This is a genomic window from Aeromonas sp. FDAARGOS 1404, from assembly GCF_019047085.1.
Taxonomy (GTDB): Bacteria; Pseudomonadota; Gammaproteobacteria; order Enterobacterales; family Aeromonadaceae; genus Aeromonas; species Aeromonas veronii.
The window spans coordinates 772773-784865 of record NZ_CP077237.1 but is presented as its reverse complement, the minus strand read 5'-3'; the positions used below and the strand labels follow the sequence as shown (position 1 = coordinate 784865).

Below are 12093 nucleotides of genomic sequence, written 5' to 3'. Positions count from 1 at the left end.
CGTTGAAACATGTTATCGACTTCCATAGATATGGGGAGATTAATTACCGGACTGATGAAGTGACGCTTTCCAAAAAATGTGCATTTTTGACGGCAGCCGTCACCCTGAATGGCCATTTTTGCCGCAGTTCAACACATCAGAGCACCTTATCGCGGCAAGATGAGGTATCTTATGCCCCGATTTCATCCATTAAACGGATCCGAGACCCCATATGATCATCAAACCCAAGGTTCGCGGCTTTATCTGCACCACCACTCATCCGGTCGGTTGTGAAGCCAATGTTCGTCGCCAGATCGCTTATACCAAGGCCAAGGGCACCATCGAGAATGGTCCCAAGAAGGTGCTGGTGATCGGCGCTTCCACCGGTTATGGCCTGGCCTCCCGGATTGCGGCTGCCTTCGGTAGCGGCGCCGCCACCCTCGGCGTCTTCTTTGAAAAAGCGGGCTCCGAGTCCAAGACCGGTACCGCTGGCTGGTACAACTCTGCCGCCTTCGACAAGGCCGCCAAAGAGGCGGGCCTCTACGCCAAGAGCGTCAACGGCGATGCCTTCTCCAACGAGTGCCGCGCCAAGGTGATCGAGCTTATCAAGCAGGATCTGGGTCAAATCGATCTGGTTGTCTACTCCCTGGCCTCTCCGGTGCGCAAGATGCCGGAAACCGGCGAAGTGGTGCGCTCTGCCCTCAAGCCCATCGGTGAGGTCTACACCACCACCGCCATCGATACCAACAAGGATCAGATCATCACCGCCACCGTCGAGCCGGCGAACGAGGAAGAGATCCAGAACACCATCACAGTGATGGGCGGTCAGGATTGGGAGCTGTGGATGGCTGCCCTGCGTGATGCCGGCGTGCTGGCTGACGGCGCCAAGTCCGTGGCCTACTCCTACATCGGTACCGATCTGACCTGGCCAATCTACTGGCATGGCACTCTGGGCCGCGCCAAGGAAGATCTGGACCGCGCCGCTGCCGCCATCCGTGGCGATCTGGCTGCCAAGGGCGGCACCGCTCACGTGGCTGTGCTGAAATCCGTGGTGACTCAAGCCTCCTCTGCCATTCCGGTGATGCCGCTCTATATCTCCATGGCCTTCAAGATCATGAAGGAGAAGGGCATTCACGAGGGCTGCATGGAGCAGGTGGACCGCATGATGCGCACCCGTCTCTACGCGTCCGACATGGCGCTGGACGAGCAGGCTCGCATCCGCATGGATGACTGGGAACTGCGCGAAGATGTGCAGCAGACCTGCCGTGATCTGTGGCCATCCATCACCAGCGAAAACCTCTCCGAATTGACTGATTACACCGGCTACAAGCAGGAGTTCCTGCGCCTGTTCGGTTTCGGTCTGGACGAGGTCGATTACGATGCGGATGTAAATCCGGACGTGAAATTCGACGTGGTCGAGCTCTGAGTCTGACTCAAGTGAAAACAGGGCCCCGCGGGGCCCTGTTTTTTTGGCAAACATTCCGCTAATTTGCGGAATTTTATTATCAGCGATCACCTTTTTCCCATATCAAACCCGCTAGTCTTGCGCTGATCGGATCACAGACGGCATTGCCGAGGTACGGAAGCTATGACCACTCCAAACGAGGCGCCCAAGAAGCGCCAACTCCCCACTGTTTATACCCTGCTTTTCATCATCATCGCCCTGATGGCCGCCCTGACCTGGGTGCTGCCAGCGGGCAAATATGACTATGTCACCGCCAAGACCCAGCAGCCGGTGGCGGCAGCGGCCGTGGCCGATTACAGCGGCGACGAGCGGCTGTTGCCGGTGCCCGGCAGCTACACCGAGTTACCCGCCCACCCGCAAGGGGTATTCGAGGTGCTCAAGGCGCCCATCCAGGGTTTTCACAAGGCGGCCGATGTGGCGCTGTTCGTGCTCATCATCGGTGGTTTTCTCGCTGTGACCATGCAAAGCGGTGCGCTTGATGCTGGGGTGGGGGCCATTGTGCGTGGCTTTGCCGGGCGTGAGCGGCTGCTAATTCCTGTGTTGATCGCCCTGTTTGCCCTCGGCGGCTCCACCTTCGGCATGGCGGAGGAGACGGTAGCCTTCTGGGCGCTGATCGTGCCGGTCATGATGGCGGCTGGCTTCGATCGCATGGTGGCTGCGGGCATTATCCTGCTCGGCTCCGGGGTCGGGGTGCTCGCCTCCACCGTCAACCCGTTTGCCACCGGTATCGCCTCCGGTTTTGCCGGCATTCCCATCGGTGAGGGGATCGGTTTGCGGGTCATCCAGTGGCTGCTGCTGGTGATCTTTGCCTCCTGGTTCGTGATGCGCTACGCCAAGCAGGTGCAGCAGGACAAGTCCCGCTCCGTGCTGGCCGACATCACCTATGACGACGAGTTCTCCCAGATGAAGAGCGGCAACCTCGCCTTCACCGGCAAGCAGAAGCTCACCATGCTGGTCTTCTTCGGCACCTTCCTGCTGATGATCTATGCGGTGGTGCCCTGGTCGGACTTGGGGATCGATGTGCTGCCCACCTTTGGCTGGTGGTTTGACGAGCTATCCACCCTGTTCTTCAGTGCCTCCATCCTGATCGCGCTGATCAACCGGATGCCGGAGTCCAACTATGTGGCGACTTTCCTCAGCGGCGCTCGGGATCTTATCGGGGTGGCGCTGGTGGTGGCGGTGGCGCGCGGCATCTATGTGGTGATGGAGCAGGGCGTCATCATCGACACCATTTTACACTGGGCCGAAGGGCTGGTGACCGGACTCTCCTCGTCGGTCTTCATCCTGATGGCCTATCTGGTGCACATCATCCTGAGCTTCTTCATCCCCTCCACCTCGGGGCTGGCGACCGTCTCCATGCCGCTGATGGGGCCGCTGGCGGACTTCTCCGGCATCTCCCGGGATCTGGTGATCACCGCCTATCAGTCCGCCTCCGGCTGGATCAACCTGTTCGCCCCTACCGCCGCCCATCTGGTGGCCGGTCTGGCGCTCGCCAAGATCCCCTACGATCGCTTTGTGCGCTGGGTGCTGCCCTTTATCATCGGCGTAGCCCTCATCACCATGGCGGTGCTGGTAGCCGGTGCCCTGCTGCACGGCTGATGGCACGGATAAAACCACAGATAACAAAAAGGCTCCCGCGGGAGCCTTTTTCATGAGCCTTGCTTACTGCTTGTAGCCCTTGAGGAAGCGGGCGAGGCGGCCGATGGCATCCTCCAGCTCCTCTTCGCGGGGCAGGAACACCAGCCGGAAGTGATCCGGCGCCGGCCAGTTGAAACCGGTGCCCTGTACCAGCAGCAGCTTCTCCTGCTGCAGCAGGTCGAACACCATCTTCTGATCGTCGCGTATGTCATACACCTTGGGGTCGAGGCGCGGGAACATGTAGAGCGCCCCCTTGGGTTTGACGCAGGAGACCCCGGGGATCTCGTTCAAGAGCTCCCACGCCTTGTCCCGCTGCTTGCGCAGGCGACCGCCCGGCAGGATCAGCTCGTTGATGCTCTGATAGCCACCAAGGGCTGTCTGGATAGCGTGCTGCATCGGCACATTGGCACACAGCCGCATGGAGGCCAGCATCTCCAGCCCTTCAATGTAACCGCGAGCACGGCCTTTGGGGCCGGTGATGACCATCCAGCCCTGACGGAAGCCGCAGGCGCGGTAGGCCTTGGAGAGGCCGTTGAAGGTCACCACCATCACATCGTCGCACAGGGTGCAGACGCTGGTGTGGGAGATATCGTCGTAGAGGATCTTGTCGTAGATCTCGTCGGCGAAGATGATGAGATTGTGCTGGCGGGCAATCTCGATCACTTCCAGCAGGAACTCGCTGCCGTAGACGGCACCGGTCGGGTTGTTGGGGTTGATCAGTACCAGGCCGCGGGTGCGCGGGGTGATGCGGGCGCGGATGTCGTCGAGATCCGGGTACCAGTCAGCCCCTTCGTCGCAGCGATAGTGCACCGCATGGCCACCGGAGAGAGTGACGGCAGCGGTCCAGAGCGGGTAGTCGGGGGAGGGCACCAGCATCTCGTCGCCATTGTTGAGCAGCGCCTGCATCGCCATCACGATCAGCTCGCTGGCGCCATTGCCAATGTAGATGTCGTCGATATCGACCTTGCGCATCCCTTTTTGCTGGTAGTACTGCATCACCGCTTTACGGGCAGAGAACAGCCCCTTGGAGTCGCAGTAGCCCTGGCTCAGCGGCATGTTGAGGATCACATCCTTGATGATCTCTTCCGGCGCATCAAAGCCGAACGGGGCCGGGTTGCCGATGTTGAGCTTGAGAATGCGGTGGCCTTCGTCTTCGAGACGGCGAGCCTCTTTATGCACCGGGCCGCGGATGTCATAGCAGACATCGTCGAGCTTGTGCGACTTGTCGATTGTGAACATGGTGACAGTGATTCCTTCCCCACAGGGACGCGTTGGCGAAAAAGGCGATTTTTAGTATCAAATTTCTTTTCCCCTATTCTTCACAGAATTGAATGCTAGAACAATCCTCTTTTTAGAAGAATTCCCTGATTTTTAGCCCTAAAACAGGGTTACTAGAACGTTAAATTCAGCACGATCTTTGGTGCTAACCAAGGTTAACTAGTGAAACATGGGGAACGAATTAACAAAGCTGCCTGACTGTGTTGCAATATCCGGATCCTGTGGCACGATTGGCTTGTGTAAAAAATCGTCTTCGTCCCCCTTTTCGATGAGTTGAATGGCACTCATGGTGTCATCTTTATGTGGTTCGCTCATCGGTGTTCACTTCTGCGAGGTTTTCCCATGCAAGCACCCGTTCCAGGCCGCTATCGCCACTTCAAGGGGGGTTACTATCAAGTGCTTGCCTTGGCTCTGCATACCGAAACCCAGGAGCAGCTGGTAATTTATCAATCCGAGCAGGATGGTCAGGTCTATGCCCGACCCGTCGCCATGTTTATGGAGTGGATTGAGCATCAGGGGCAGGTTGTCAGCCGTTTTGCCCCTGCAGGAGACTGACCACGCCTCCGTTTATATCGTTCAAGGGATGAGCACTCGAGCTAAACGGTGTCACAAGTTGTCGCATGACGCCCTTGGGTATGAGATGTGCAGCTGGCTGTCTTAATGATAAATCCCTTATCTAATCAACAAATTGTGACGAATATCACATTCAGTGAGCCCTGCCTGCCGGGTTCGCAATCTGGATTCACACTCCCATAATGCTGCGCTTGTTCAAGCATGGGCCCTTCTCGGGTCTTGTTCGGTGTTATCTCAAATGGGAGAAATAATGTGAAACCTGTTGCTGCTGAGTTTATGGGCACTTTCTGGCTGGTATTGGGCGGGTGCGGCAGTGCCGTGCTGGCTGCAGCCTTCCCTCACGTCGGGATTGGTCTGCTGGGGGTCTCGCTGGCTTTCGGTCTGACCGTGCTGACCATGGCGTTTGCCATCGGTCATATCTCCGGTTGCCACCTCAATCCGGCCGTGACCGTCGGTCTGTGGGCGGGTGGTCGTTTTCCGGCATCCGGTGTACTGCCTTATATCGTGGCGCAAGTGTTGGGTGGCATTGCCGCCGCTGCCGTGCTTTACGTGATTGCCAGCGGTCAGGCCGGGTTTGATCTCTCAGCCGGTTTTGCTTCCAACGGCTACGGTGAGCACTCTCCGGGTGGTTACAGTCTGACTGCCGCACTCGTATGCGAAATGGTGATGACCGGTTTCTTCCTGTTCGTCATCATGGGCGCCACCGATAGCCGTGCGCCTGCCGGTTTCGCGCCGATCGCCATCGGTCTGTGCCTGACCCTGATCCACCTCGTCAGCATTCCGGTGACCAATACCTCGGTCAACCCGGCCCGCAGTACCGGTGTTGCGCTGTTTGTCGGTGACTGGGCTATCAGCCAGCTGTGGCTGTTCTGGGTTGCCCCGATTGTCGGTGCCATTCTGGGTGCGCTGGCTTATCGCCTGGTGGCGACTGAGCAGAAGTAATCATTTGCGAAACAAAGTGTGGTATCGACACGCCTGCGGGCGTGTTTTTTGTTTCTGGAGGGGCGAGAAAAGAGCATTAACCGAGGCTAACCTCAGAGCCCTTTGGCCTGCAGCATCTCTTTGTAGCGCAGATGGAGGAGCTGGACGCGCTCCACATAGGCACGGGTTTCCGCATAGGGCGGGATACCGCCATGTTTTTGTACGGCGCCCGCGCCGGCGTTGTAGGCCGCAGTCGCCAGCGCCACGTTGCCGTCATACTGCTTGAGCAGTCCCGCCAGGTATTTCACCCCGCCGAAGATATTCTGCTCCGCCAGCAAGGCATTGCCGACCCCCAACTCCCGTGCTGTGGCGGGCATCAGCTGGGTCAGCCCCATCGCCCCCTTGCGGGAGACCGCCAGCGGATTGAAAGCGGATTCCGCATGGATCAGCGCCCGGATCAGCGCCGGCTCAACCTGATAGGTTTTGGCGGCCGCCTTGATGGTGCTGGCATAGTCATAGAGAAACAGCCCTGTGGTCTGCCAGTTGACGCTGGATTTGGGGTCGCAGGCGAAGCAGTCGTTGAACAGCAGCAGCTCGTAATGGCCCTCTTCGGGCGCCATGTCGGAGTAGCGAACCACCCCGTTTTGTTGCACCGATTTATAGACCTGGATCTGCTTCTTGCCGTTGGTGGCGACTGCCGCTGTTTGAGCTGTGTCGGGTTGTGGGACGGGAGTGGCATCTTTGACCGGACGCAAGGGGGAGGGAGCGGTGGTCAGGAAGATCACCTCCGCGGGGGGGGGAGTCTGGCTCCATCCGCTCAGGGGGATCAACAACATATGGCCTGCCAGCATCCATGCTTTCAACCCTAATACTCCTTCTTGTGATGACCATGTTGAGTAAAGCATCATGACGAGGGCAGAACAAGCGGCCAACAGGGGGCAAATGATCCGATTCGGTGACCGGGATCAAAGTATCCGCCGCAATAAAGGATTGTCATCATAAAGCACGGTTTTGGCAGTCGGGCGGTGGGTCATGGCCTCTTCCACCGGGTAAGCAAGCTGCCCATGACGTCCGCTTTTTTGTTGACGAAAGGCATGCTATCGTGCTGGCGTCATGTGGTCGGATTAGCGCACCGTATCTGGCACTAATAACTGATTATCAAAGGATTTGTCTGTGACAAGCAAGCTGGCGATGGAACTCACTTTCGAAGAGTACTGCGACGCCGACCTCTCCCTTATCAGGGACTATTACGAGACGACGTTTTCCCACTATGTGCCGGATCTGGCCGAGCGGATCTTTGTCGTGCGTGATGCTCACTGGTTGGTGGGGGCGGTTCGGTTGCGGGACGAGGAGGAGTTTTACCATCTGTGCGGCTTTCGCCTGTTGCCCCACTACCAGTCGCTGGGATTGGGGTCACGGCTGCTGCAGCACGCCTGTCACGGTCTGTTGGACAAACCTGTGGTCTGTCAGGCGCTGCCCTTTGAGAAGCCTTTCTATCTCAAGGCCGGGTTTGCCGATATGCCCCTCAATCAATTGAGCGGGTCGCTTTTCTCCCTCTACGAGCGGCAGCAGCAGCAGGGTTATCAGGTGGAGCTGCTGGTACGGGATACCACCCAGCCCCTCCTGAATTGAGCGGTTTAGCGCGGTTTGGTCAGCAGGTGGATCTTGCCCGGTGACAGCTCCAGCCCCAGCAGATTCTCCTTCAGCCAGGCCTGATCCGGATCCTTGTCATTGAGTTTGTAGACCGGTTTGGTCTCGAGCCGCTTCTCCATGCTCTGCAGCAGCATGTTGAGCATCAGCCCGAACTTCTTCTCGGCCGCCTCCGGCTCCAGCTTGTACTCCACCAGCTTCATGTTATCGAGAAACAGCGCGCTCTGGCTCTTGTCATAGCGGGGTCTCGCCTCATAGGTCATCTGCAGGCGGGCGTCATATTCGGTATTGTCTGGCAGGGCGATTTTGAGCTTGCCCTTGCCATAGACCCGGGCGGTATCGGGGCGTTGGCGACCGATCTGGACGTCGCTCTGCTCAAGCGTCACATGGGCCTTGATGATGCCCGGCAGCTCCAGCTGTTTGTCGACTTGCACCTGAGATTGCAGGTACTGGTTTATCTGTTGCTCATTGATGTCATATGAGCCTTGGCCTAGCATGGCCAGGCTGAGCAGCATAGATTGCAGGATCATGCGTGCGACCTGATAGAATGGATTTGCCTTACAGCATACCATCACGGCCGGTTGGGGTCTGCCCACCGCGCTGTTTGTCGATTAGAAGGAGTCCCCGTTGTTTAACGGTCTGGAACACGATCTTCAACTGCTGTTTTCCCGTTTTCTGGGTTGGCTGCTACTGCTTTTTCATACCGTGATTGTCACCGGTGTGTCGTTTCGGGTGGTGATGAAACGCCGTCCCATCGGGGTGTCGCTGGCCTGGCTGGCGCTGATCTATGCCATTCCGTTTGCCGGGGTGGGTTTCTATGTGCTGTTTGGTGAAATAAAGCTGGGGCGCCGCCGTGCCGAGCGCGCCCAGGCCATGTATCGCCCTTATGCCATCTGGATCCGCCAACTGGCCCGTCTGTTCCCGCAGCACTGCTGCGAAGTGGGCGCCAAGGCACAGCCGCTGCACGATCTCATCCAGGGACGGCTCGCCATGCCGATGCTATCCGGCAACCGCATGACCTTGCTCAACAAGCCGGACTGGATCTTGCGCGAGATAGCCCAGGATATCCGTCGCTCGACGCTCTCCTGCTATCTGGAGTTCTATATCTGGCATCCGGGCGGCGATGCCGACGAGGTGTGCGAGGCGCTCATTGAAGTGGCGCAACGCGGCGTGGATTGTCGCTTGCTGCTCGATTCGGTGGGCAGCAAGCAGTTCTTCCGCTCCCACTGGCCCAAAAAACTGCGCAAGGCGGGGGTCAAGCTGGTGGAGGTGCTGCCGGTCGGCGCCTGGCGCATTCTGTTCCAGCGTCAGGATCTGCGGATGCACCGCAAGCTGGTGGTGATTGATGACAGGGTGGGTTACACCGGCTCCATGAACATGGTGGATCCCCGTTTCTTCAAGCAGGATGCCGGGGTCGGCCAGTGGGTCGACATTATGATTCGGGTGCAGGGGCCCATGGTGCCGCTGATGTGGTCGATCTTTGTCTGGGACTGGGAGATGGAGACCGGCGAGCGGCTGCTCGACAGTCTGCAGCATGAGCCGGAGGCCTGGCCCCAGACCAACTACCGTGCCCAGCTGATCCCGTCCGGCCCCTTCGTCGGCGGCGACTGCATCCAGCAGAGCCTGCTGCTGGCCATCTATCAGGCGCGCAGCCATCTGGTGCTGACGACCCCTTACTTTGTACCCGACGATCCGCTGGCGGCCGCACTCAGTTCGGCAGCGGCGCGCGGGGTGCAGGTGCAGCTGGTATTGCCGGCACGCAACGACTCCATCATGGCCAATTACGCCTGCAACGCCTTTATGGAGGAGCTGCTGGCGGCCGGGGTGGAGATCTACCGCTACGATGCCGGTCTGCTCCATACCAAGAGCGTGCTGGTGGATGATGACTTCGCGCTGGTGGGGACGGTCAATCTGGATCGGCGCAGCCTCTGGCTCAACTTCGAGGTGACCCTGTTGGTGGATAACCCCTCGTTCGTGGCCCAGATGACCCGGCTGGTACAGGGCTATATGGCGGAAGCCACCCCGATGACCCTGGCCCAATGGCAGGCCCGCCCCTGGTACAAGAAGGCGATGGAGAACATCTTCTATCTCTTCAGCCCCTTGCTGTGATGTTGTTGCGAGCCGCAAGAAAGTGGACTCGCCATCTGATTGGACTTGCCTAGCCCCGAGTCCGCCCCGTAGAGTGCAGTGACAACTCCCTGGAGACACATGGATATATGAAAAAGATAGTGGCCCTCGCCGTGGGTGCGGCACTGGTAGGTGGTGGTCTGGCTGCGTGCTGGTACACGGGCAACAGCTTCGACAACATCATGGCGGAACAGATCGCCAAGGTGGAGAAAGAGAGCGGGCTCGACATGCAGTGGCAGCCGGGCAGCAGCAACCTCTTCACCCGTGACGGGATCCTGAAGGTCGTGGTGACGCCGGAGGAGCTGGCTGCCATTGACAGCGAGCTGGAGGGCAGTCAGCCCATCGAGTTGCAACTGGTGGTCAAGAGCCAGATCCTGCCGCTCTATATCAAGAGCCACTTCCTGCTCGATACCCATAATGGCACGCTAGCGCCGGTTTTCACCGCACTGGGCATGGAGCAGTGGGAACTCGGTCTGGAGTCGGTCACCAGTCTCTGGACCCAGGGTAACAGTAGCCGTTTCTGGGCTAATGAATTCAAGATCAAACAGGGGCTGGACGAGTTCAGCTTCCTGCCTCTGAGCGGCGAGTTCCACGGCAATCTGGAGGGGAATGGTCACCTCACCATGACCTGGCAGGGGATGACGGTCCATGAAGAGCAGAGCAAGATGGACTTGGTGTTGGCCGATCTGAAAGGGAGTGCCGACATTGCCGAGATCAGCGGTGTGCTCCTCTCGCCCCAGAGCGAGATGACCCTCTCGGCCCTCACGGTACAACTGCCTGACAGCGTCAAGGTCGCCCTGCAGGGGATGACCACCGAGACTCAGCTGACCGGTGATGATGCCCAGACCCTCTCCAGCAGCTATCAGATGAAAATTGCCAAGCTGGATCTGGAGAACGAGACCGACACCCTGGCGGTGACCGACAGCAAGTTGGCGCTCAACCTCAACGGTCTGGATCTGGAAGGGTATCAGGGGCTGCAGGCCGCCGGTGGCAAGGGGGTTGAAGATGCCGCCATCCAGCAGGCGCTGGACAAGATGCTCAAACGTGGCGCGACCCTTGAACTGGCCGATCTCAGCGCCAAGCTCAACGGTGAGGCGGTGACCATGAAGGGAGACGTGAAGCTGGCCTCCACCTCGCTGGAGCAGCTGTTTAACAGCGACGCGGGGATGCAGGCCCTCTCCGGCGTGCTGCATGCAAGCCTCAGCGACAAGTTGGGCAAGGCGGTGCCGCAACTGGCCCCCATGCTCGATCAGCTGACCCTGATGGGTTATCTGAAGGCCGACAAGCAAGCGCTGACCTCCGAGCTGAAGCTGGAGAAGGGCGCGGTGACGGTAAACGATCTGCCGCTCTGACACTCGGCGCAGAAACAACAACGGCTCCCGCGGGAGCCGTTGTTGTTTCTGGCGTTTGCATACGAGCCATGTGGGCGGGCTACTTGAAGACCACCGTTTTGTTGCCGTAGACGAACACCCGCTCGTTCAGTACCAGCTCCAGCGCGCGGCTCAGCACCGATTTCTCCACATCCCGGCCCGCCTTGGCCATGTCGTCCGCACTGAAGGCGTGACCGACGTGGATCACGTCCTGCTCGACGATGGGGCCTTCATCCAGATCGTCGGTCACGAAGTGGGCGGTGGCGCCGATCAGCTTGACGCCGCGATCAAACGCCTGCCGGTAGGGGCGGGCACCGATGAAGGCGGGCAGGAAGGAGTGGTGGATGTTGAGGATCTTGCGCGGATAGGCCTCGACGAAGCTCGGGGTCAGCACCCGCATGTACTTGGCCAGGATCACATAGTCAGGCTCATAGCTGTCGATGATGGCGCGAACCTGCTCCTCATGCTCTGTCCGGCTCAGACCCTCGTGACTGACGGTGTGGAACGGGATATCGAACTTGCCGGTGAGCTCGGCCAGGGTGTCGTAGTTGCCGATCACCGCGACGATATCCATATCCAGCGCGCCCGCGTAGTTCTTCATCAGAATATCGCCGAGGCAGTGGGTCTCCTTGGTCACCAGGATGACGATGCGCTTCTTGCCTGCCTTGACCAGACGGCGCTGGGCCCCGGTGGGCAGGGCATCATCGAGGTCGGCCAGCAGGGTCTCGTCGTTGAAGCGCCCCTCCAGCTCGGTACGCATAAAGAAGCGGCCATTCTCGTGATCCACAAACTCATCGTTCTTGATGATGTTGAGCTGGTGCTTGTAGCAGATGTTGGTGATCTTGGCGATGAGCCCTTTGGCATCCGGGCAATCCGTGAGCAGTATTTTCTTTTCCATCTCTGTCATTTTCCGTTTGTGGTGTTGGCGCTGCTGTCTGCACCGGCAGCGTTGTTCAGGCTCTCTTTTCGGGCCCTGTTTTTTGGTTTCGGGAACTATGCCATAAACCGATCCGAGCCATAAAGAAATTCGCCAGTCATAGCCTCGCACGCTGGCGAGCAGGCCGCAGAGCGGGATCCCGGGCGCAATGTTGA

General features: G+C 58.9%; 11 protein-coding genes. 7 read left to right on the top strand and 4 right to left on the bottom strand.

From position 1 onward, the window contains the following. Positions 1-211 precede the first annotated feature (211 nt). Positions 212-1405, top strand: coding sequence for an enoyl-ACP reductase FabV (fabV, locus tag I6L34_RS03445; protein ID WP_160881078.1), 1194 nt, complete (start codon positions 212-214; stop codon positions 1403-1405). Positions 1406-1567: 162 nt separating this feature from the next. Further along, positions 1568-3043, top strand: coding sequence for a YfcC family protein (locus I6L34_RS03440; protein WP_058055838.1), 1476 nt, complete (start codon positions 1568-1570; stop codon positions 3041-3043). Positions 3044-3106: 63 nt separating this feature from the next. Here the strand turns inward: I6L34_RS03440 and I6L34_RS03435 are convergent, their stop codons facing one another. Further along, positions 3107-4321, bottom strand: coding sequence for a pyridoxal phosphate-dependent aminotransferase (locus tag I6L34_RS03435; protein ID WP_005334367.1), 1215 nt, complete (start codon positions 4319-4321; stop codon positions 3107-3109). Positions 4322-4702: 381 nt separating this feature from the next. Between I6L34_RS03435 and I6L34_RS03430 the strand changes: the two genes are divergently transcribed. Then, positions 4703-4915 (top strand): DUF1653 domain-containing protein, encoded by a 213-nt coding sequence (locus I6L34_RS03430; RefSeq protein ID WP_005334366.1) that lies wholly within the window; start codon positions 4703-4705, stop codon positions 4913-4915. Between the two features lie 270 nt (positions 4916-5185). Continuing rightward, on the top strand, positions 5186-5875 hold the full coding sequence (gene aqpZ / locus I6L34_RS03425; RefSeq protein WP_005334357.1) for an aquaporin Z: 690 nt from the start codon (positions 5186-5188) through the stop codon (positions 5873-5875). Between the two features lie 92 nt (positions 5876-5967). Here the strand turns inward: aqpZ and I6L34_RS03420 are convergent, their stop codons facing one another. Next, positions 5968-6705: a lytic transglycosylase domain-containing protein gene (locus I6L34_RS03420; RefSeq protein ID WP_216956876.1), complete on the bottom strand. Its 738-nt coding sequence runs from the start codon at positions 6703-6705 to the stop codon at positions 5968-5970. A 340-nt stretch (positions 6706-7045) separates the two neighbouring features. Here I6L34_RS03420 and I6L34_RS03415 point away from each other — a divergent pair, with 340 nt between their 5' ends. Further along, positions 7046-7486, top strand: a complete 441-nt coding sequence (locus I6L34_RS03415; RefSeq protein WP_041980377.1) for a GNAT family N-acetyltransferase — start codon at positions 7046-7048, stop codon at positions 7484-7486. A gap of 5 nt (positions 7487-7491) precedes the next feature. Here I6L34_RS03415 and I6L34_RS03410 read toward each other — a convergent pair whose 3' ends face one another. After that, positions 7492-8034, bottom strand: coding sequence for a DUF1439 domain-containing protein (locus tag I6L34_RS03410; RefSeq protein ID WP_005353308.1), 543 nt, complete (start codon positions 8032-8034; stop codon positions 7492-7494). A 97-nt stretch (positions 8035-8131) separates the two neighbouring features. Here I6L34_RS03410 and cls point away from each other — a divergent pair, with 97 nt between their 5' ends. Together cls and I6L34_RS03400 are read left to right on the top strand one after the other, a co-directional pair. Beyond that, positions 8132-9613 (top strand): cardiolipin synthase, encoded by a 1482-nt coding sequence (cls, locus tag I6L34_RS03405; protein ID WP_005361740.1) that lies wholly within the window; start codon positions 8132-8134, stop codon positions 9611-9613. Positions 9614-9720: 107 nt separating this feature from the next. After that, a complete protein-coding gene (locus tag I6L34_RS03400) occupies positions 9721-10983 on the top strand; it encodes a DUF945 family protein (RefSeq protein WP_042055459.1) in 1263 nt (420 codons plus the stop codon). A gap of 79 nt (positions 10984-11062) precedes the next feature. On the opposite strand, the gene purU is transcribed toward I6L34_RS03400, so the two are convergent. Continuing rightward, positions 11063-11899: a formyltetrahydrofolate deformylase gene (gene purU, locus I6L34_RS03395; RefSeq protein ID WP_005344188.1), complete on the bottom strand. Its 837-nt coding sequence runs from the start codon at positions 11897-11899 to the stop codon at positions 11063-11065. Positions 11900-12093: the final 194 nt, after the last annotated feature.